At 65.8% G+C, this 20,148-nt stretch carries 17 protein-coding genes and 1 pseudogene; 7 read left to right on the top strand and 11 right to left on the bottom strand.

The window, feature by feature from the left end; all coding sequences use genetic code 11:
* Window positions 1-50 precede the first annotated feature (50 nt).
* Entirely contained in the window at window positions 51-1,547 is a 1,497-nt protein-coding gene (locus RUH75_RS12560; RefSeq protein ID WP_313806388.1) for a lipopolysaccharide biosynthesis protein, read from the top strand.
* 86 nt (window positions 1,548-1,633) lie between these two features.
* On the opposite strand, the gene RUH75_RS12565 is transcribed toward RUH75_RS12560, so the two are convergent.
* Window positions 1,634-2,635, bottom strand: a complete 1,002-nt coding sequence (locus RUH75_RS12565; protein WP_313806391.1) for an adenosine kinase — start codon at window positions 2,633-2,635, stop codon at window positions 1,634-1,636.
* Between the two features lie 126 nt (window positions 2,636-2,761).
* On the opposite strand from RUH75_RS12565, the pseudogene RUH75_RS12570 reads away from it, so the two are divergent.
* Together RUH75_RS12570 and RUH75_RS12575 are read left to right on the top strand one after the other, a co-directional pair.
* Window positions 2,762-2,911: pseudogene (locus RUH75_RS12570) on the top strand (cysteine biosynthesis protein); the annotation flags it as partial.
* Window positions 2,908-3,294, top strand: coding sequence for a hypothetical protein (locus RUH75_RS12575; protein ID WP_313806393.1), 387 nt, complete (start codon window positions 2,908-2,910; stop codon window positions 3,292-3,294). The pseudogene RUH75_RS12570 and the gene RUH75_RS12575, both read left to right, overlap by 4 nt.
* A 119-nt stretch (window positions 3,295-3,413) precedes the next feature.
* On the opposite strand, the gene queG is transcribed toward RUH75_RS12575, so the two are convergent.
* Window positions 3,414-4,475 (bottom strand): tRNA epoxyqueuosine(34) reductase QueG, encoded by a 1,062-nt coding sequence (gene queG, locus RUH75_RS12580; protein ID WP_313806395.1) that lies wholly within the window; start codon window positions 4,473-4,475, stop codon window positions 3,414-3,416.
* 22 nt (window positions 4,476-4,497) lie between these two features.
* Between queG and RUH75_RS12585 the strand changes: the two genes are divergently transcribed.
* The 3 genes from RUH75_RS12585 to msrB are packed head-to-tail and all read left to right on the top strand — an operon-like array spanning window position 4,498 to window position 7,137.
* On the top strand, window positions 4,498-5,454 hold the full coding sequence (locus RUH75_RS12585; protein ID WP_313806397.1) for an ABC transporter ATP-binding protein: 957 nt from the start codon (window positions 4,498-4,500) through the stop codon (window positions 5,452-5,454).
* Window positions 5,451-6,641, top strand: a complete 1,191-nt coding sequence (locus RUH75_RS12590; RefSeq protein WP_313806399.1) for an ABC transporter permease — start codon at window positions 5,451-5,453, stop codon at window positions 6,639-6,641. Before RUH75_RS12585 ends, RUH75_RS12590 begins: the two co-directional genes overlap by 4 nt.
* Window positions 6,642-6,660: 19 nt before the next feature.
* Complete coding sequence (msrB, locus tag RUH75_RS12595) at window positions 6,661-7,137, top strand: peptide-methionine (R)-S-oxide reductase MsrB (protein WP_313806401.1); 477 nt, start codon at window positions 6,661-6,663, stop codon at window positions 7,135-7,137.
* Here the strand turns inward: msrB and RUH75_RS12600 are convergent.
* From RUH75_RS12600 to RUH75_RS12635, 8 genes are all read right to left on the bottom strand, one after another.
* Complete coding sequence (locus RUH75_RS12600) at window positions 7,095-8,939, bottom strand: hypothetical protein (RefSeq protein WP_313806403.1); 1,845 nt, start codon at window positions 8,937-8,939, stop codon at window positions 7,095-7,097. The two genes, msrB and RUH75_RS12600, sit on opposite strands and share 43 nt — an antisense overlap.
* A complete protein-coding gene (locus RUH75_RS12605) occupies window positions 8,917-9,336 on the bottom strand; it encodes a GtrA family protein (protein ID WP_313806406.1) in 420 nt (139 codons plus the stop codon). Before RUH75_RS12605 ends, RUH75_RS12600 begins: the two co-directional genes overlap by 23 nt.
* 4 nt (window positions 9,337-9,340) lie before the next feature.
* Entirely contained in the window at window positions 9,341-10,867 is a 1,527-nt protein-coding gene (locus RUH75_RS12610; RefSeq protein ID WP_313806408.1) for an NAD(P)/FAD-dependent oxidoreductase, read from the bottom strand.
* Between the two features lie 142 nt (window positions 10,868-11,009).
* The gene (locus RUH75_RS12615) at window positions 11,010-11,351 is read right to left on the bottom strand and encodes a UrcA family protein (RefSeq protein ID WP_313806411.1); all 342 of its coding nucleotides are present in this window, start codon (window positions 11,349-11,351) and stop codon (window positions 11,010-11,012) included.
* Between the two features lie 183 nt (window positions 11,352-11,534).
* Complete coding sequence (gene purH / locus RUH75_RS12620) at window positions 11,535-13,124, bottom strand: bifunctional phosphoribosylaminoimidazolecarboxamide formyltransferase/IMP cyclohydrolase (protein WP_313806413.1); 1,590 nt, start codon at window positions 13,122-13,124, stop codon at window positions 11,535-11,537.
* 450 nt (window positions 13,125-13,574) lie between these two features.
* Window positions 13,575-14,840: a DUF445 domain-containing protein gene (locus tag RUH75_RS12625; protein WP_313806415.1), complete on the bottom strand. Its 1,266-nt coding sequence runs from the start codon at window positions 14,838-14,840 to the stop codon at window positions 13,575-13,577.
* Between the two features lie 153 nt (window positions 14,841-14,993).
* A complete protein-coding gene (locus RUH75_RS12630) occupies window positions 14,994-18,152 on the bottom strand; it encodes an efflux RND transporter permease subunit (RefSeq protein ID WP_313806417.1) in 3,159 nt (1,052 codons plus the stop codon).
* Window positions 18,149-19,324, bottom strand: a complete 1,176-nt coding sequence (locus tag RUH75_RS12635) for an efflux RND transporter periplasmic adaptor subunit (protein WP_313806419.1) — start codon at window positions 19,322-19,324, stop codon at window positions 18,149-18,151. The genes RUH75_RS12630 and RUH75_RS12635 overlap by 4 nt, the downstream gene beginning before the upstream one ends.
* 196 nt (window positions 19,325-19,520) lie before the next feature.
* Between RUH75_RS12635 and RUH75_RS12640 the strand changes: the two genes are divergently transcribed.
* Window positions 19,521-19,769: a GlsB/YeaQ/YmgE family stress response membrane protein gene (locus tag RUH75_RS12640; protein ID WP_313806421.1), complete on the top strand. Its 249-nt coding sequence runs from the start codon at window positions 19,521-19,523 to the stop codon at window positions 19,767-19,769.
* A 55-nt stretch (window positions 19,770-19,824) separates the two neighbouring features.
* Here the strand turns inward: RUH75_RS12640 and RUH75_RS12645 are convergent, their stop codons facing one another.
* Window positions 19,825-20,079 (bottom strand): GlsB/YeaQ/YmgE family stress response membrane protein, encoded by a 255-nt coding sequence (locus RUH75_RS12645; protein WP_176596844.1) that lies wholly within the window; start codon window positions 20,077-20,079, stop codon window positions 19,825-19,827.
* Window positions 20,080-20,148 lie beyond the last annotated feature (69 nt).

Raw genomic sequence — 20,148 nt, forward strand, 5'->3', positions numbered from 1 at the left:
GCCACAGCATTGATGTCACAGCATTGATCTCACAGGGGGACCATAGTTCGTTGCCGGTTGAAGGGGCCTCTCCCGCGCAGCAGGATGACATTGCGGCGCTCGCCCGGGGTGGACGGATCAATGTGTTCGGTTTCCTGCTCCGTCTCGCCGCGCGCCTGCCTTTCCTGTTCATCGCCGGCCGCTGGTACGGCGCCGATGCGCTCGGCCGCTTCGCCTATGCCGTGCTGGTGGTGGAATTCATTGCCCAGCTCGCGACCCTTGGCCTGAAACGCGGCCTCGCGGGCGCGCTTGCCCAGACCGAACGTCCGCACAGCCATGTCGTGACCGATGCCATGCTGGTGACGTTGATCGCCTCCCTTATCGGCAGCGCGATCCTCGTCGCCTTCCCGCAGGCGATGTTCCCCAATAGCGGTATCAACGGCCTGGACCGTCTGCTCGCGCTGATCGTGATAGCCGTTGCGGGTTCCGACGTGGCGCTCGCCGCCTGCGCCTATCGTTTCGACATCGGCGCCACGGTGCGCGCCCGGTCGATCATAGAGCCATGGGCGATCAGCATCGGCGCCTTCGCCTTCGCCTTCTATTCGACCCGCGACGGCCTCATCCTCTCCTATGTCGTCTCGATGATCGCCGCGCTGGTCGCCTCGATCATCCCGCTGACCCGCCATTACGGCATCCCCCATGGCTGGCGCCCCGATTTCGGCCGGCTCTGGCGGCTGGCCCGGCGCAACCTGCCGCTCGCGGCGGCGGACGGGGTCGAATGGGGCTCGCGCCGCCTTGACATGGCGATCCTCGGCCTGTTCGTCAGCCCGGCGGTGGTCGGCATCTATTATGTCGCGCAGCAGGTCGCCTCCCTGCCGCAGAAGCTGAAAACCAGCTTCGACCCGATCCTTGGCCCCGTCATCACCCGCAATCTGGCGGAGGGCAACCTCACCGCCATCGCGAAACAGGTGAGCCAGGTCGGCTTCTGGATCATCGCCGCGCAGGCGGGCATAGCCCTCGCCCTCGGCATTCCCGGCGAAGCGGTGATGGGCCTGGTCGGTCCGCATTTCGTCGGCGGCACCGGCGCGCTCGCCTTCCTGCTGCTGGCCGAAGTCGTCGCCGCCACCGCCGTCGTCAGCGAATCCGCGCTGGTCTATATCGCCCGTCACCGCAACCTGATGATCTCGCTGCTGATGATCGGCTTGCAGGCGGCGCTCAGCTTCGCGCTGATCTTCCTCGCAAAGCGCCTCGGCCTCCACGACATGGCGCTCGCCGCCGCGCCCGCCCTCGCGCTCAGCATGGCGCTCGGCGTCAGCGCCCTCGTCAAGGCGCGCCTGCTCTCGATCCTGCTCGGAGCCAGGGTCAACGCCTGGCGCTGGCCGCTGCTCGGCGCTTCCGGCGTCGCCTGCATCGTCGGCGCGGCCTTCGTCGCGCTACCGCCCCGGTTCGAATGGGTGGAACTGGCCTTCGGCGTCTTCACCATCCTCGGCGTCTACGGCTTCGTCATCTGGCGCTGGGGCTTCGGCCCCGACGACCGCGCCCTGTTCCGCAAGCAGAAGCCGGCATAAGTCCTATCGACTTGAAACCATGTGTTCCTGCCTTCGCAGGAACACGACAGCGTTAAAAAAGGCCGGACTTCCGCCCGGCCCCTATATCACCCCAGCGTCTTCGCCCGGATCGCCTGCAAATCCGCTTCCGGCCGCGCGCCCCAGTGCGAGATCACCTCGGCCGCCGCCGCCGCGCCCAGCTTCAGGCACTTGTCGATCTCCAGCCCCTCCAGATGCGCCGCCAGGAATCCCGCCGCGAACAGATCGCCCGCCCCGGTCGTGTCGATCACCTCGGCCACCGGCGCCGCAAAGGCCTCATAACGCATGCCGTCGACCACGGCGATCGCGCCCTTTTCGCTGCGCGTCGACACCAGCACCGGCACTTTCGCCGCGATCGCCGCCACCGCTTTCTCGAAATCATGGACCTGCGCCAGCGACTGAATCTCGCCCTCATTGGAAAAGAGGATGTCGATCAGCCCCTGATCGATCAGCGCGATGAAGTCGGCGCGATGCCGGTCGATCACGAAATTGTCGGACAGGGTGAAGGCGACTTTCCGTCCGGCACTTCGCGCCGCATCGATGGCGGCGCGCATTGCGGCGCGCGGCTGCTCGGGGTCCCACAAATAGCCTTCGAGATAAAGGATGCTGGCCGACCGGATCAGGTCCAGGTCCAGCGCTTCGCGCGGCAGGAACTGCGACGCGCCCAGAAAGGTGTTCATCGTCCGCTGCGCGTCGGGCGTGACCAGGATCAGGCAACGCGCCGTCGGCACGTCGCCCTGCATCGCCGGCGTGTCATAGCGGATGCCGAGCGCCCGCACGTCATGCGTGAACACCGCGCCCAGCTGGTCGTCATTGACCTGCCCGATGAAACCGCATTTCTTGCCCAGCGCCGCCAGCCCCGCCAGCGTGTTCGCCGCCGACCCGCCGCTGATTTCCTTGCCCGCGCCCATGTCGGCATAAAGGCTTGTCGCGGTGGCGGCGTCGATCAGCTGCATTCCGCCCTTGGTCAGCGCATGTTCGGCCAGAAAGGCGTCGTCGCTCCGGGCGAGCACGTCGACAACGGCGTTGCCGATGGCGACAACATCAAGCGTGGGGGCAGCAGCGGTCACGCAAAATCCTTCATCAATGGAAAGCAGGAAAAATCCCGCAGTCTCTAACCGTCCGCGATGCCCCGCGCAACGCCACTGATCGCCGCCGCAATCGCCGCGCCATGGTCATGATCGCAGCCCTTCGTCCTGCCGCCGATCCCGCGCGGCAACCCGTGGCGCCTGCGCCTCGTCTCGGCGCTGATCTTCCTCGCGCCGATCCTCAACCTGCTTGCGCCGATCTGGAGCGCGGCTATGGCAGTCCCCATGCTGCACGGTGCCCGAAGGAAAATGCCATGACCCGCTCCCATCTGGCCATCCGTCCGGCGCTCGTCGCACTCCTGTCCTTGACCCTCGCGGCTTGCGGAGGCGTCGTCCCGCCCCCCGCAGCGCATGTCGCCCCGCCGCCCGCCGGGCCCCCGGCCAGCGCCTTCACCCGCTCCGGCCCGCTGATCGGATCGGACGCCCGGCATCTCATCCAGCTGTTCGGCCAGCCCCGGCTCGATATTCGCGAAAGCACCATGCGCAAACTGCAATTCGCCAATGGCCGCTGCGTGCTGGACGCCTATCTCTACGTCCCGCCGCAGGGCAGGGAACCGCTCGTCACCCATGTCGACGCCCGCACGCCCGCGGGGACAGATGTTGATCCGGCGAGTTGCGCCGCCGCGCTCCAGGCGAAATAATCCTGTCCTATCGAGGGTCGGTCATGCCAAGCCCGAACCGGCTCTTTGACAACAGGAATCCTTGCCGGGAAATGGCAGCGGAAAGGCCGGACCTCCGCCCTTTTGTCGTGTCACTTGTGTCACCCGGATCCCTGCGATGCGTCCAACCGCCCCAGCGCCCAGCGCGCCGCCTCCGCCACCACCGGATCGTCATCCCCGATCAGCGGCCGCAGTCGATCGATCAGCCGCCTGTCGCCGCTGTTCCCCGCGGCGATGGCGGCATTGCGCACCATCCGGTTGCGTCCGATCCGCTTGATCGGGGAGCCTGAGAAAATCTCGCGAAAGGCCGCATCGTCCAGCGCCAGCAAATCGCCAAGGTCCGGCGCCGCCAGTTCCGCCCGCCCGATAAAGGCCCGGTTCGCCGCGGCGCTATTGGCGAATTTGTTCCATGGACAGACGGCCAGACAATCGTCGCAGCCATAAATCCGGTTGCCGATCCCCGCCCGCAATTCCTCCGGGATCGGCCCCTTATGCTCGATGGTGAGGTAGGAAATGCACCGCCGCGCATCGACCACATAGGGCGCGGGAAAAGCGCCGGTCGGACAGGCTGCCTGACAGGCGGTGCAACTGCCGCAATGGTCCTTCTCCGGCGCATCGGGTGTCAGGGCGATCTCGCTATAGATGGCCCCCAGGAACAGCCAGCTGCCATGTTCCCGGCTGACGAGGTTGCTGTGCTTCCCCTGCCAGCCCAGCCCCGCCGCCTCCGCCAGCGGCTTCTCCATCACCGGCGCGGTGTCGACGAAGACCTTCAGCGCGCTGGGCTGCTGTTCGACCAGCCAGCGGGCAAGGGCCTTCAGCCCCTTCTTGACGACATCATGATAGTCACGCCCCTGCGCATAGACCGAAATCCGCCCCCGGTCGCCCGCCTCTGCCAGCGCCAGCGGATCGCGCCCCGGCGCATAGCTCATCCCCAGCATGATGACGCTGCGCACGTCCGGCCACAGCCCCTGCGGCGACCCGCGCTGCCCGGCGCGCTCCTCCATCCACAGCATCCCGCCATGATGTCCGGCATCCAGCCATTGCCGCAGCCGCTCGGCAGATCGCGGCGCGGCATCCGCCGGCGCGATGGCGCAGGCGGCAAAGCCCAGCCGCGCTGCTTCGGCCTTAAGCCGCTGTTCCAAGGTTTCGTTTTGCGTTGGCATGCGATGCGACTATCAGAGGCCGATGATCGGGGTTCCTCAACCGACCTATGCCGTCGAAGGCCATGGTCTTGTCAAGACATTCGGCAATTTCCGGGCGGTCGACGGCATCGACATGGCGGTGCCCACCGGGGCGATCTACGGCATTCTCGGCCCCAATGGCGCGGGCAAGACGACGCTGCTGCGCACCCTGCTCGGCATCATCGACCCGGATGAGGGCCATCGCAGCCTGCTCGGCGATCCCGTACCGCTGCGGCAGGCCCGCAATGTGGGCTATCTGCCCGAAGAACGGGGTCTTTATCCCTCGATGAAGGCATTCGAGGCGATCGCTTTCATGGGCGCCCTGCGGGGTCTGCCGCTCAGGACCGGGCGGGAGCGCGCCCGCGCCATGCTGGAAGATTATGGCATGGGCGCTTCGGTGGAAAAGCCGATCCGCCAATTGTCGAAAGGCATGGCCCAGACGGTCCAGCTCTTCGGCACGATCGTTCATGAACCGCGCCTGATCGTCCTCGACGAACCTTTTTCCGGTCTGGACGCCTTCAATCAGGGCAAGCTGGAATCCCTGATCCGCGATCAGGCCCGGCGCGGGGTGACGGTGCTCTTCTCCACCCATGTCATCGCCCATGCCGAACGTCTTTGCGAACGCGTCGCCATCGTCGCCGGTGGCCGCCTGCGTTTCGACGGCACGGTGGATGACGCCCGCAACCGCCTCCGCCCGCAGGTGCGGCTTCGCACCCGCGCCAGCGATGGTGGCTGGCGCCGCGCCCTCCCCGCCGAAACGCTGGCGGAGGATGGGACCTGGCATTTCGCCTTGCCGCAGGACGGCATCGAACCCCTGCTGCGCGCGCTGTTCGATGGCAATGCCGGGATAGAAAGCCTCTCGATCGAGCGTCCCGGCCTGCACGACGCCTTCGTCGCCATTGCGGGGGAGGCCGCGGCGCGGCAAATGCAGGAAGATCAGGCGCGGGAGCAAGCGGCGTGAAGGAGATGATGCGCGCTGCCTTCGTCATCGCCCGGCGGGATTTCACCGCCGTCGTGCTGTCCCGCACCTTCATATTCTTTCTGCTCGGCCCGCTGTTTCCGATCATCATCGGCATGGCGTTCGGCGGGCTTGGCGACCGGATATCCACCACCGATCTGCGCCCCGTCGTGGGGGTCGCCATGTCGGCGGGCGATGTCGCCCGGATGCAGCGGGCCCATGCCAGGCTGGCCGAACGCATGGGGCCGCAAGGACTGCCGGTGCTGCGCCGCGTTCCGCTCTCGCCCCCGCCCCGGGTCCAGCTGGCGAAGGCCGATGCCGATATCGTGGTGATCGTTTCAGGGTCCCCGGCGCGTCCGGTGATGACGGGCCAGCCCCAGGACATCCAACGGCTGGAAGGCGATATCAGCCTGCTCGCCAGCGCCGCGGTGGCCGAACGGTCGCTGCATATGGTGCATGTGGAGGCGCAGCAGGTTGCGACCAGCGTCGGCGCGCAGACGCAGGGCAGGCTGGTGATCGGCCGCATCGCCCAGATCGTGATCTTCTTCCTGACCATCCTGCTCGCGGGCATGATCCTGTCCAATCTGGTCGAGGAGAAGACGAACAAGATCATCGAGATCCTCGCTGCGGCAGTGCCGGTCGACGCGATCTTCCTGGGCAAGCTGATGGCGATGCTGGCGATGAGCTTCGTCGGCATCCTGTTCTGGGGCGGCACGGCTTTCTGCGTGTTCCTGGCGCTGAAGACGCCCGGCGCCAACCTGCCCGTCCCGGCGACCGGCTGGCCGGTCTTCCTGATGCTGGCCGTCATTTATTTCGGCATGGCCTATACGCTGCTTGGCTCGCTGTTCCTGGGCATCGGCGCGCAGGCGGCGACGGTGCGGGAGGTGCAGACGCTCAACATGCCGGTGACCATGGGGCAGATGCTGATCTTCTTCTTCGCCACCTATGCGGTCGACAAGATGGGATCGCCGCCGGAAATCGCGGCCGTCATCCTGCCCTTCTCCTCCCCCTTCGCGATGATCGCGCGGGCAGCGCAGGTGGATGCGATCTGGCCGCATCTGCTGGCCATCATGTGGCAGATTCTCTGGGTTGCCCTCATCATCCGGGTCGGCGTGCTGCTGTTCCGCCGGCATGTGCTGAAATCGGGCGGCGGGTGGTGGAAACAGCTGTTCAGAAGCGCGACAGGCTGAACCTGCTATGGCGCGGTCCATGGATCGGCGGCGATTTCTGGTCATGGGCGGTTATGCCGCCGCAGCGCTTGCCCTCTGGCAGTCGGGGCCGGGCAGGGCCGACGCCGCCTACCCCTTCGCGCTGAGCGATGCGGAATGGCGCAAGCGCCTTAGCCCGCTCGCCTATCAGGTGTTGCGCAGGCATTCGACCGAATATCCCTTCACCAGTCCGCTGAACAAGGAACACCGCTCCGGCACGTTCACCTGCGCCGGCTGTGGGCAGCGATTGTTCAGTTCGAAGACCAAATTCTACAGCGGCACAGGCTGGCCCAGTTTCTGGGCGCCCCTGCCCAGAGCCGTGGGTACGTCCCGGGACCTTGAACTCGGCTATATCCGAACCGAGGTGCATTGTGCCCGATGCGGTGGCCATTTGGGCCATGTCTTCGACGACGGCCCCAGGCCGACGGGCAAGCGTTATTGCATGAATGGCGTAGCATTGGCCTTCGAGCCCGGCTGACGGATGACCTTGAAGATGCGCACCGGCCTCTCGCCGGGCATGGGTATCAGCCAGTCTGGATGCTGGCCCCTGGACAGCATCGCGGCCAGTCCCTGAGGACTGGCTTTGCCATAATAGGTGAATTCGTTCAGATTGTTGCAGGCGATGACATAGTCGGCGCCACGCCCGCCTCGCAGCCCGCCGATCAGCTTCCGGGCCGCGTCGGGCCGCGCCATGAAGCCCTGAATGACTTCGGTGATCCCCGCCGCATTGCGATGATGGCCCGTGGCGATCACGCTGTGATGGGTCTTGACCAGAATATCAGGTCCCATGTCCACCGGCGCGAACAGGGTTCCCGCAGGCAGTGCGCCCAGCGGGCGGAGCGCCGCGGTGGCCTGACAGCTGACGAGCTTGCCGCCGGGCTTGTCGGGCTGGGACGTGGCCACGCCCCATAGCGCGCAGATACCCGCAGGGGTGAGCGCGGTCAGCGCCACCGATCCGATGATGCGCAGGGCAGCCCTGGGCGATGCCTGGACGCGCTTCAACAGATGCAGAAGCATCCAGGCCGTGCTGGGCAAGGCCGTCAGATGGGCGACCGACAGGGCCCGCATGACCATGATGGCAACCGCCGCGGTTCCGCCGATCAGCAAAGCGAGGACCAGCCAACCCACCTGCTCCCGGCTATGCGGCGCTGCCGCCCGGGCGGCGAGGAGAGCGCTGAACAGGCCGACGACTGACGGCAGGGCGATGACGCCCATCTTCACCACATCCTGCTCCCATATCGGGCGCCCTTCCATGATCTGCATGTACCAATGCCTGTAGGCGATGGGGCCGAGCGCCTGGAACGGATCGCCCGTGACGCAGTCGCCGCCGACGATCGCGAACATCGCGATGGCTGCCCCGCCGCCCAGGGCCATGACGGCGAAACGGTGTGCCGTCGATGACGAGCCGATGGACGCCATTCCCAGCCCCGTCGCGGCGGAAAAGGCGGCGAGCGGCCAGACATAGGCGGCGGAAAGAACGTCGCAATGCTGGTCGAAAGGTGCCTGCCAACCGCGCATCGCCGTCAACAGGGTGAGCGCGCCGCTTCCCAGCGTCAGCGCATAGGTGGTGAAACGCGGCCCCTGCGCGCCCTCAATCAGTGACCGCAGCCCGAACAGGCCCGCGAACAGCACGGCATAGGGCAGGGCTTCGCTTGAAATCTGAAGCCAGATCGCGATTGCCAGCGCGGAGATCAGGCCGCCACGGCGCGCGTTCGGATCGAAGGCGCCCGTGAGCGCGATCGCGCCCATGCCGATCTGCCAGCCATGATGATCGATCCGGAATGGCATGAACTGGATCAGGATGGTGGGTGTCGCCAGCAGCAGGACGACGGAGGCCAGCGCGATGTCGCGCCCGCCGATCCGCTTGGCCATCCAGTAAACCGCGCTGGCCGTGCCGCCGAGCAGCAATAAAGGCGTGGTGACGCAGGCGAAAATCTCTGCGTTCGCGGCGCCGATCAGGGGGCGGGCGAGCAGGATCAGCAGGGCGATGGGCATGTCGACGATGCGCGACCAATGCATCGGCCCGCCCATGGGCGGGTTCACGCGATGCTGGCTGACATCGAAGAAGGACTGGCCCGCCAGCCAGTCCCGAACCTCCTGCAGGCGCAGCGCGTCGTCGGGATCGTAGAAGCCCAGAACCGCAAAATCGTGGCGGAACAGCCAGATCATGATCGCGCAGCACAGCAGCCATGCGACAAAGGCCCAGCGTGCCGTCCCCCAGGCGGCGAAGGGGTTGCCGCCTGCCCCCGCCGGGGCTTCAGGCGCGAGCGAATATGCCATATCTGCGGATCGCATAGACGGTAAGGAAGCTCACGGGGATGGACAGCGCCTTCGCTGCTGCCGGTGCGATGCCGAGCGCGCACAGGCCCGTCACCATGATGACGGTGATGCCCAGACCCAGCAGGGCGCTGATCACGAACGCCACCCGCTGTCCATGCGTGGCGCCGCCCGCCACCACGAACACGAAGCGGATGCTGAGCATCCAGTGCAGGATCAGTCCGCCCATATAACCGGCAAAGGCAGCGATGGTGGGCGACAGTCCGACCCGGCACAAGGCCAGGAACAGGGCCATGTCGGCGCAGAGCGCACAGAGGCTCACCAGCGCATAGCGGGCGAACATCAGCCGCGTGATCGTCATGCCGACCAGGGCGATCAGCGGCCTGAGCTTGCCCCCCATGGCCTTATGCTGCCTTCAGCTTGCCCGGCACCAGTCGCTGGCTTGCCAGCGCGGCGCGCTGACCGGCGACATCCTGGCCTTCCTCGCCAGCCTCATGATATTCGGCATCCTCATTGACCGCCCAGATATCGTACAGCTGTTCGCCCGCTTCGATATTGCGGACGGTCAGCATGGCCGTCATCATGGCGTGATCCTGGTTATTATAGCGGTGCATGCCGTTGCGGCCGACCAGATGCAGAGTCGGGTAAAGATCCTGCAATTCGGTCCGCATCGCCAGCACATTGGCGGCATAGTCGTCGTCATAGACCGGATAGGCCTTTTCCTGCCGCACCACGGCGCCGCCGACGACATCCCTGGGATCGCAAAGGCCCAGGATCGCCATTTCCTTCTTCGCCAGTTCGATCAGATCGGCATCGCCGGACGACCACAGGCCATCCCCCTCGAAGCAGAAATATTCAAGGCCCACGCAGGCAAGGTCGGGATCGGGCACCATTTCCGGCGACCAGCTGCGGAAATTCTGGATGCGGCCGACCTGCACCTTGCTGTCGTGGATGTATATCCAGTTGTCGGGGAAGATATCCGCGCCTTTCACCATCAGCGCGACGGTCAGGAAGTCGCGATATTTCAGCTCCATCGCATTGCCGAGCGTCGCGGGCAGGGGATGGATGCGGCCGGCCAGTTCGCGCATCGGCGCTGAGCTGATGACATGGCCGGCATTGACGATCACCTCGCCTCCCGGCCCCTGCGCGACCATGCGCCAGCGGCCCGAGCCCTGATCCTGCGAAAGCTGCTTGAAGCTGTGCCCCATCAGCACCCGGTTGCCGCCTTCGACCACGAAGTCGCGCGCTGCTTCCCACATCATGCCGGGGCCAAGGCGCGGATAGCGGAAGCTTTCCAGCAGCGTCTTGGTCGCCATGCCGTCATTGGGCTTCTTGTTGAGGCCCAGCGAACGCTTGAGGCCGTCGACGACCGCGCTCCACAACGACAGGCCCTTGATCCGCTGCGCCGCCCAGTCGGCGGACATTTCGTCGCAGGGCATGCCCCAGACCTTTTCGGTGTAGGTCTTGAAGAAGATCGAGAACAGCTTGTGGCCAAAGGCATTGACGGTCCAGTCCTGAAAGGAGCGGACATGGCGGTTGGGAAACAGCCTGGCCTTGGCGAAACTCGCCATGCACAGGGTCGAACGCCACAGGCCCAGATTGGCCAGCGCTTCGAAGGCGCGCAGCGGATAGCTGTAGAATTTGCCCTCATAATAGATGCGGCTCATGCGTGGGCGCTGGATGAAATCATCGGGCAGAATCTCGTTCCAGAGGTCGACCACCTCCTTCGACTTGGAAAAGAAGCGGTGCCCGCCAATGTCGAATCGGAAGCCGTTCAGTTCCACGGTGCGGCTGATGCCGCCGACATAGACCGGGTCCTTCTCGATGACGGTGACGGAATATCCTTTTTTCGTCAGAAGATAGGCGGCGGTCAGGCCGGCCGGACCTGCGCCGATAATGGCGACGTCCACACTCTGGTCGATACGCGGCATGTTTAAATCCCCCCGGGATGAACAGTTCCGCATCCGGGAGTGAAGGAAATCCTCTAAGGAGTGGTTAATGGCTGGTAAGGATGACTGGCAAGGAAAAGGGCCGCCCCGCCAAGCGGAACGGCCCCTGGTCGATCGGTGAGGATCAGCCCTGACGTTGGGCCTGGATCAGCGTGTTGAGGTCGGCGCGGGCGCTATCCAGCGCGCCGCCGAAGCAGGCGCGATATTCCGGGGTGGCGGGCAGGATCGAGCCGTTCATCCAGCCGCAGACCTGCTTGGCGGCTTTGGTAATACGGGAATCGGCCAGGCGGGCGCCATGGGTGCTGGCAAGGTTGAGATCCGCTACCGACACCGTGAGGCTGCGGGTTTCCGCGCCGGTGCGGCCGTCGACCACCACGTCCATCTGGCTGATCCCCGCGAAGGCATTGGCGGTGGGCAGGGCAAGGGTCATCGTGGCGGCAAGGGCCGCCAGGGTCTTTCTGGTCATCCTATATTCTCCTGTCGAACTTTTATCGGGTCCGCCCAACGCCTGACGTGGGAGAAGGGTCACGAATCAGATAGGCTTCGTGCAGGCTGATGGAAAGAGGCCAGTTGGCGAAAACTGGCTGAAAAGCTTCATTTTTGCGGATGCGAAAGGACCGATGGCCCTTCGCATCCGCATCATTTCCCGTCAGTGGCGGAAGTGGCGCATGCCGGTGAAGACCATGGCGAGGCCCGCTTCATCGGCGGCGGCGATGACTTCCTCGTCACGGATCGATCCGCCCGGCTGGATCACCGCCGTGGCGCCCGCCTCGACCGCCGCCAGCAGGCCGTCGGCAAAGGGGAAGAAGGCGTCGGAGGCGACCGCCGAGCCGATGGTGCGCGCTTCGCTCCAGCCCGCCTTTTCGGCGGCGTCCTTCGCCTTCCACGCGGCGATGCGGGCGGATTCGAGACGGTTCATCTGGCCCGCGCCGATGCCCGCGGTGCTGTTGCCCCTGGCATAGACGATGGCGTTGGATTTCACATGCTTGGCGACGGTCCAGGCGAACAGGCAGTCGGCCAGTTCCTGTTCGGTCGGGGCGCGCTTGGTCACGACCTTGAGCTGGTCGCGGCTGATGCGGCCATTGTCGCGGTTCTGCACCAGCATGCCGCCGGCGATGCTCTTCATCATCAACCCGGTGCGGGCCGGATCGGGCAGCTCACCGGTCAGCAGCAGGCGGAGATTCTTCTTCTTCGCGAAGATCGCCTTGGCGTCGTCGTCCGCGTCGGGGGCGGCGACGACTTCGGTGAAGATGCCGCTGATCGCTTCGGCGGTGGGCCCATCGAGCGGGCGGTTGACGGCGATGATGCCGCCGAAGGCCGAGACGCTGTCGCAGGCGAGCGCGGCTTCATAGGCCTCGATCAGCGTGTCGCCGGTCGCGACGCCACAGGGATTGGCGTGCTTGACGATCACCACGGTCGGCGGGCCATCGCGGAACTCGCTGACCAGCTCCAGCGCGGCGTCGGCGTCGTTATAATTATTGTAGCTGAGTTCCTTGCCCTGGATCTGCTGCGCCTGCGCGATGCCGTTGGCAGAGGGACCGACGGGCAGATAGAGTGCGGCGGACTGATGCGGATTCTCGCCATAGCGCAGGGTCGCGCCCAGCTTGCTCGACACGGCCAGCGTTTCGGGGAAGTCGACGCCTTGATCGGCAAAGGCGAACCAGCTGGCGATCATCGAGTCATAGGCGGCGGTGGCGGCATAGGCCTTGGCCGCCAGCATCCGGCGGAAGTCGTAGCAGGTCGCGCCGCCCTTCTCGTCCATTTCCGCGATCAGGCGGGCATAGTCGGCGGGATCGGTGACGATCGCCACGCTTTCATGGTTCTTGGCGGCCGAGCGGACCATGGAGGGGCCGCCAATGTCGATATTCTCGATGATCTCCTCGCGCTCCGCGCCCTTGGCGACGGTGGCGGCAAAGGGATAGAGGTTGACGACGACAAGATCGATCGCGCCGATTTCATGTTCCTGCATGGAGGCGACATGAGCGGGATTGCCCCGCACCGCGAGCAGGCCGCCATGGACCTTGGGGTGCAGCGTCTTGACGCGGCCGTCCATCATTTCCGGGAAGCCGGTGAGGTCGGAAATGTCCTTCACCTGCAACCCCGCCTCGCGCAGCGCCCTGGCGGTGCCGCCGGTCGACACCAGTTCGACGCCATGCTTGCCCAGCGCCTGCCCCAGTTCGATGAGGCCGGACTTGTCCGACACGGAAAGGAGGGCGCGTTTGATGGTGACGTCTGACATGATGCTTCCTGCTGTTCGGGTGCCGCTCTTCGCTTGCCGTGGCCCTCTAGAGTGATTTCGCGTGAAATGGAACATTTCACGGCTCGGAAATCACGTCGCACAAATGGCATCTCCCTTGGGCGTGGCGGCAAGCTTGTAGGATTTGGGTGACATAGGTGACACGATAGACCCACGGGAAAGGGCGTTTTTTGTTCCATTTCCTATTTGTGAAAGAGCCGGGTCGGAGCTTAGCGCGGGCAAGGGGCTGTAGGACAGGAGAATCGGTTGGCTGCTTTTGGCCATTTCCCGACATCCCCACCCTCGTCACCCCGGACTTGCTCCGGGGTCCCGCTTTTCTTTTCGGAGCGCGCCTGAAAAGGTAGCGGGACCCCGGGTCAAGCCCGGGGTGACGAAAAGGAGACGGTCCGCCTTCCACCCAATTGCACTACCAAGCTAAATCCCCACGCACCCCTAAAGCACGGTATCGACGGCGTGGAGGGCGAGTCCCACCAGCCCGCCGACGAGCGTGCCGTTGACCCGGATATATTGCAGGTCCCGTCCGACGGCATGTTCAAGGCGGCTAGTGACGGTGCCCGCATCCCAGCCGCGCACGGTTTCGCTGACCAGCTTGACGATCGTCGTGCCATAGCTGGCCGTCGCGCCCACCGCCGCGCGACGCATGAAGCGGTTGATCAGGAACCGCAGGCGGGCATCGTCCTGCAAGGTGCCGCCGAGTTGATGAAGTGCCTCGCCCAGGCGCCCCGCCATGGCCTTGCCGGGATCGCGCACGGCGCGCAGGAGGCCGCTGCGCGCCTGCTCCCATAATCCGTCGATCCAGCGCTGCATCGCCGGATTGTCGACGATCTCGTCCCGGATGCGGGCCACCCGGGCCTGGATTTCGCGGTCGGATTGCAGGTCCGCGGCGAGCTTTGCCATGCCCTCCTCCGCCTTCAGGCGCAGGCCGTGGCCGGGGTCCCGCGCCATGTCCGCCAGCAGCTTGCGCAGCCCGTCGATGATCGCGTTGGCGAGGTTTTCATCAAGCCCGGTCCAGCGCAGGATCTTGCCCGAACGGTCATGCACCATCTGGCGGATCAGATGGTCGTTGGCCTCCAGCGCGCGGTCGGCCCACAGGATGATGCCGTCCATCACCGGCGCGTGGCGACCGTCGCGCATGGCCGCTTCCAGCGCCTGGCCGGCCAGCGGGGCGAGGTTGATGGCACGCAGCCGCTGGGCGATGGCGCCCTTCACCATGCCGCCCAGCCGTTCCTGATCCAGCGCTTCCAATATGTCCGCGACCAGCCGGGACGCGCCTTCGCGTAGCCGGCCGTCGCCGCCTGACGGGCTGGCGAGGAAGCGGCCCGCCGCGCCCGCCATGTCCAGCCGCTGCATGCGCCGGGCGACGACGGCGGGAGTGAGGAAATTGTCGCGCAGGAACAGGGCGAGCGTGTCGCCGATCCGGTCCTTGTTGCGCGGGATGATCGCGGTATGTGGGATCGGCAGGCCCAGCGGATGGCGGAACAGGGCCGTGACGGCGAACCAGTCGGCAAGGCCGCCGACCATCGCCGCCTCGGCAAAGGCCTGGACGAAGCCCATGGCGGGATGGAGATGGACCGTCGCCCGCGCCGCCAGGAACAGCGCCGCCATGGCCAGCAGCATGCCCGTCGCCACCATCCGCATGCGCCGGGCCGGATGGGGAGGGGTGACGACGGCGGGGCGGGGCAGGGCGAGCAGCTTCATGACCGCCTAACGGTTACGCCGCCGTTTCGTTCAGGCAAGTGGTTCTTTTCGGGGGGGACTGGTGGGGAGAGGCCGGAGGGGGATTTGGGTCATGAGCCGACGTTTGCGCTTCCCCTCCCCTGAAGGGGAGGGGCTTCATGTCTGCCATCCCCCCTATTCCGCCGGTTGCGTGGTTCCCCCACGGGCATCGCCCGGCCGATAGGTCAGCAGGCGGCGGCCCAGGCGTGGTCCGACCCATTCCTCGATCCCCAGTGCCAGGCTGAAGGTCGCCGGCACGATGACCAGCGTCAGCAGCGTCGACAGGATCAGGCCGCCGATCACGGTGATGCCCATCGGCGCGCGCCATGCGCCGTCGCCGCCCAGCGACAGCGCGGTCGGCACCATGCCCGCCACCATCGCCACGGTGGTCATCACGATCGGCTGGGCGCGCTTGTGCCCGGCGTCGATGATCGCCTCCAGCCGGGGGACGCCCTTCTGCATTTCCTCCAGCGCGAAATCGATGACGAGGATCGAATTCTTGGCGACGATGCCCAGCAGCATCAGCAGGCCGATGAACACGGGCATCGACAGAGGCTGCCCGGCGACATGCAGCGCCAGCGCCCCGCCCAGCGGCGCCAGCAGCAGCGAGCCCAGGTTCACGAAGGGCGGCATCAGCCGCTTGTAGAGCAGCGTCAGCACGGCCAGCACCAGCAATATGCCGGAGATCACGGCGATGACGAAGTTCATCACCATCTCCGCCTGCCATTTGCTGTCGCCGGTGTTGATCTTCTGCACCCCCGCGATCTTGCCGTCGAGCACCGCCTTCATCGTCGGCAGGGCGTTGATCCTTGTCATCGCCTGGCTGGTGACGACGCCGGGGGCCAGATCCGCGCCCACGACGATGCGGCGGATCTGGTTGTAGCGCCGCAACTGCGTCGGCCCCGAGCCGAATTCGATATCGGCGACGACCTTCAGCGGGACCGAGCCGCCGCTGACGGTCGGCACCGGCATGTTCTCGATGGTCGCCAGATCGCGGCGGCTGTCCTCCGCGATCGACACGCGGATCGGAATCTGCCGGTCGGACAGCGAGAATTTCGCGCTGTTCTGATCGATATCGCCGATCGTCGCGACGCGGATCGTCTGGCTGAGCGCGGCGGTCGTAACGCCCAGGCTGGCGGCCAGGTCGAAGCGCGGCTTGATGACGATTTCGGGCCGGTTCATGTCGCCCTGCACGCGCGGCGCGCGGATTTCATGGATGCCGGCCATTTCCGCGACCAGCCTGTTGGCGGTCTGTTCCAGCAGCGCCGGATCGTCGCTGCCGAACATGATGATGATGTCGCGCCCGAAGCCGCCACCCGATTGCGACTGGAAATTGACGCGGGCGTCCGCGACCTGCTGGAATTTGGGCGCGACCTTGCGTTCCCAGTCGACGGAGCTGGTCGGCCGGTCCTTGCGCAGCGTCAGGAAGATGTCGGCGCCCGTCGTCTGGATATCCGCGAAGGCCGCGTCGACATAATCCCTGTCCGCAGCCAGCATGTTCGCGACCTTGCGGGTGATCGCCGTGGTCTGTTCCAGCGTGCTGCCGGGCACGGTTTCGATCTTCACCTGGCTGAAATCGGTGTTCATGCTCGGCTGGAAGGACATGGGAAGGGTCCAGAAGGCGAGGATGGTCGCGAGGAAGGCGAGGAAGCCGAAGCCCATCGTCCAGATGCGATGGTCGCGCAGCCAGGCGGTGAAGCGGGCCGTGCCGCCGCGCGTGCGATGGGCGATGGCCCTGCGTTCATCCAGCGACCAGCGCAATATCGCCATGTAGATATCCATCAGCCAGCCTTCGCCATGGCTTTCCTCGCCATGCGCCTTCAGAAAATAGGCGGCGACCATCGGCGTGATCAGGCGCGCGACGGCCAGGCTGAGCAGCACCGCGACCACCACGGTCAGGCCGAACTGGATGAAGAACTGGCCGGAAATGCCCGGCATCATCCCGACCGGCAGGAACACCGCGACGATCGCCATGGTGGTTGCCAGCACGGCCAGGCCGATTTCGTCGGCGGCGTCGATCGCGGCCTGATAGGCGCTTTTGCCCATGCGCATGTGGCGGACGATATTCTCGATCTCCACGATCGCATCGTCGACCAGCACGCCCGCCACCAGGCTCAATGCCAGCAGCGAGGTCATGTTGAGCGTGAAGCCCATCATGTCCATGAACCAGAAGGCGGGAATGGCCGACAGCGGTATGGCCAGCGCCGAAATGATCGTCGCGCGCCAGTCGCGCAGGAACAGGAAGACGATGACGACGGCCAGCACCGCGCCCTCGATCATCGCCGCAATGGCGCTGTGATACTGGCTCTTGGTATAGTCGACGCTGGTGTAGAGCTGTTTGTAATGGACCTTGGGATTTTCCTTTTTCAGCTGGTCCAGCACCTTCATCGCCTCGTCGAAGACGGTGACGTCGGATGAGCCCTTGGCCTTTTCCATGCTGAAGCTGGTCACCTGCCGCCCGTTCATCAGCGACAGGGTGCGCTGTTCGGCATACATGTCGCGCACATCGGCAAGGTCGGCGAGCTTGACGGTGCGGCCGCCGGAAATGGCGATCTGCGTCTGGCCCAGCGCATAGGCGTCGCGGGCATTGCCGAGCACGCGGATCGCCTGTTCGGCGCCGGCGATTTCGGTGCGGCCGCCGGCTGCGTTCAGGTTCACCTGCTGCAATTGCTGGTTGACCTGCGACGCGGTGATGCCGTGCGATTGCAGCTTGGCCGGATTCAGGATGACGCGGATTTCGCGGGACACGCCGCCGCCGCGCTTGACCGCCGCCATGCCGGGCACTGCCAACAACCGCTTGGCCACGCTATTGTCGACATACCAGGACAGCTCCTCCAGCGTCATGTCGGTCGCTTCGGCGCTGAAATAGGCGATCGGGCCGCCGTCAATGTCGACGCGGCTGACCTGCGGTTCCAAAATCCCTTCGGGCAGGTCGCTGCGGATCTGGTCGACGGCGTTTTTCACGTCATTGACGGCGCGGTCGACCGGCGTGCCGATCTGGAACTGCACATTGGTCATCGACCGGCCTTCGGACACGAAGGAGGTGATTTCATCGACGCCGCTGATGCCGCGCACGGCGGCCTCGACCCGCTGCGTCACCTGCGTTTCCAGCTCGGTCGGCGCGGCGCCGGGTTGCAGCACCACGACCTGCGCCATGGGGAAGCTGATGTCGGGCTGCTGGTTGACGTCCATCCGGCTGAAGCTGACCATGCCCGCCAGCAGCAGCGCCACGAACAGCACCAGCGGCGTCACCGGGTTGCGGATGGCCCAGGCGGATATATTGCGGAAACTCATGATTTCGACTTGCCGGCTTCCGGCTTCACCTTCTGGCCTGGGGTCAGGAAGGCGCCGGCTGAAGCCACGATGCGTTCATTGCCGTTGAGGCCGTTCAGGATCGACACGCCCGCATCGGTCACCTGACCGATCCTGACGTCCCGCCGCTGCACTTCGTCGCGGCCGTTGACGATGAAGACGAAATTGCCCTTCGCATCGCTCTGCACCGCTGATTCCGGCAACATCGGCGCCGATCCGGTGCCGCTGACGATCGTGGCCGAGGCGAAGCCGCCCGGCCGGATCGCCGGATCATAGGGGATGGCGATGCGGGCAATGCCCTGCCGGCTCTGATTGTCGACCACCGGCGACACCTGCCAGATGCGCCCGGCAAAGCGGGCGGTGCCGCCGATCGGGGTGACGGTGGCGCTGTTGCCCACGCGCAGCGCGGCGAGATCGCCTTCGCTGACCTGGGCCAGCATTTCCATCTCGCCATCCCTGGCCATGCGGAACAGCACCGCGCTGCCCGATCCCACGATCTGGCCCGGTTCCACCGCGCGGGTCAGCACCAGCCCGGCCGCGGGCGCGCGGATGTCGAGGCGGCCGGTGCGGGCGCGCTGTTCGGCCAGCTGGGCGACGGCGACGCTGACGCGCGCATTGGCGGCATCGCGGGTCGCGGTGCGCTGGTCGATATCGGCCTGGCTGATGAAGCCGCGCGCCACCAGCGCCTTGGCGCGGTCGAGCTGGGCCTGCGCCAGCTTGGCGTCGGCGCGGTTCACCTCCACCTGGGCGGCGAGCGAGCGGATCTGCTGCGTCTGGACCGAGCGTTCGACGGTCGCCAGCACCTGTCCGCCGCGCACCCAGTCGCCCGGCTGCGCCAGCACCCGCGTCACGGCGCCGCCTTCGCCCACGACGCCGACCGGCATCTCCACGCGCGCTGCGAGCGAGCCGGTGGCGCTGACGGTGTGCGACACCATCGACTGGCCGGGGCTGATGACCGTGACGACCGGCGCCTGGGCGCTGTTGGCCGGGATGTCTGCGCCCTTGCCGCGCATGCTGATCCAGGTGGCGACCGCGATCAGGATGATGGCGATGGCGGCGCCGATCACCAGCCGGCGGCGCCAGATCGGGCGCTCATCCTGACCGGAAAGGACCTCTGCCGGGGTATCGCCGACCAACTGGGTTTCGTAATTCATTCTGAATCCATCTTTCGGCCATGCTTTTCAACCAACAGGCGCCGTTCGGGCTGCTGTATTATATGAATACATCACTGGGCTCAAGCCCCCATTATCACGGCTGCGGCGCGAACTGCAAAGCCGTTGGCGGACTGGTGCCCTTGCCAAAGCGGGCGGACTGTGGCGCTATGGCGCCTGTAGCGGCTGGAGGGCGACGATGGAATTGCTGGGATGGATCATTGTCGGGCTGTTCGCGGGCGCGATCGCGCGGCTGGTCATGCCCGGCCGCGATCCGGGCGGCTGCGTCGTCACCATATTGCTGGGCATCGCCGGGGCGTTGCTGGCGGGCTATGTCGGGCGGTTGCTGGGTATTTATGCGCCGGGCGAGCAGGCGAGCTTCATAGCCGCCGTGCTGGGCGCGATCGGCGTGCTGGCGCTCTATCGCTTCTTTGCGGGGCGGAGCTGAGGGTTAAAAAAGAGGCCGCGTCATCAGGCGCGGCCTCTTTGTTCATTTCCGGCGATCAGCGGACGGAGCCGCGGCGCACCAGATTGACGATTGCGAGCAAGATGATGGCGCCGACCAGCGACACGAGGAAGCTGTAAAGCGTCAGGCCGTCATTGATCGAACCGCCACTGAAGATCAGGCCGCCGACGAACGCGCCGACGATGCCGACGACGATGTTCAGCAATATGCCCTGTTGCGCGTCGGTGCGCATGACCATGCTGGCAAGCCAGCCGATGACGCCACCGACGACAAGCCACAAAATGATGCCCATTTCTCACTCTCCTTGGACCACAGCCCCTTTCGGGTTGGCTGAGTTGTTCAACGGAGAAGTCGGCTTTGC

Source organism: Sphingobium sp. (assembly GCF_032153725.1).
Taxonomy (GTDB): domain Bacteria; phylum Pseudomonadota; class Alphaproteobacteria; order Sphingomonadales; family Sphingomonadaceae; genus Sphingobium.

Bases quoted from the DNA above. Each gene is read 5' to 3' on its own strand.
- RUH75_RS12575 (WP_313806393.1), top strand. From the start codon at position 2,908: ATGACCCGCTCCCATCTGGCCATCCGTCCGGCGCTCGTCGCACTCCTG.
- queG (WP_313806395.1), bottom strand. From the start codon at position 4,475: ATGCCAACGCAAAACGAAACCTTGGAACAGCGGCTTAAGGCCGAAGCA.
- RUH75_RS12585 (WP_313806397.1), top strand. From the start codon at position 4,498: ATGATCGGGGTTCCTCAACCGACCTATGCCGTCGAAGGCCATGGTCTT.
- msrB (WP_313806401.1), top strand. From the start codon at position 6,661: ATGGATCGGCGGCGATTTCTGGTCATGGGCGGTTATGCCGCCGCAGCG.
- RUH75_RS12600 (WP_313806403.1), bottom strand. From the start codon at position 8,939: ATGGCATATTCGCTCGCGCCTGAAGCCCCGGCGGGGGCAGGCGGCAAC.
- RUH75_RS12605 (WP_313806406.1), bottom strand. From the start codon at position 9,336: ATGGGGGGCAAGCTCAGGCCGCTGATCGCCCTGGTCGGCATGACGATC.
- RUH75_RS12610 (WP_313806408.1), bottom strand. From the start codon at position 10,867: ATGCCGCGTATCGACCAGAGTGTGGACGTCGCCATTATCGGCGCAGGT.
- RUH75_RS12615 (WP_313806411.1), bottom strand. From the start codon at position 11,351: ATGACCAGAAAGACCCTGGCGGCCCTTGCCGCCACGATGACCCTTGCC.
- purH (WP_313806413.1), bottom strand. From the start codon at position 13,124: ATGTCAGACGTCACCATCAAACGCGCCCTCCTTTCCGTGTCGGACAAG.
- RUH75_RS12625 (WP_313806415.1), bottom strand. From the start codon at position 14,840: ATGAAGCTGCTCGCCCTGCCCCGCCCCGCCGTCGTCACCCCTCCCCAT.
- RUH75_RS12630 (WP_313806417.1), bottom strand. From the start codon at position 18,152: ATGAGTTTCCGCAATATATCCGCCTGGGCCATCCGCAACCCGGTGACG.
- RUH75_RS12635 (WP_313806419.1), bottom strand. From the start codon at position 19,324: ATGAATTACGAAACCCAGTTGGTCGGCGATACCCCGGCAGAGGTCCTT.
- RUH75_RS12640 (WP_313806421.1), top strand. From the start codon at position 19,521: ATGGAATTGCTGGGATGGATCATTGTCGGGCTGTTCGCGGGCGCGATC.
- RUH75_RS12645 (WP_176596844.1), bottom strand. From the start codon at position 20,079: ATGGGCATCATTTTGTGGCTTGTCGTCGGTGGCGTCATCGGCTGGCTT.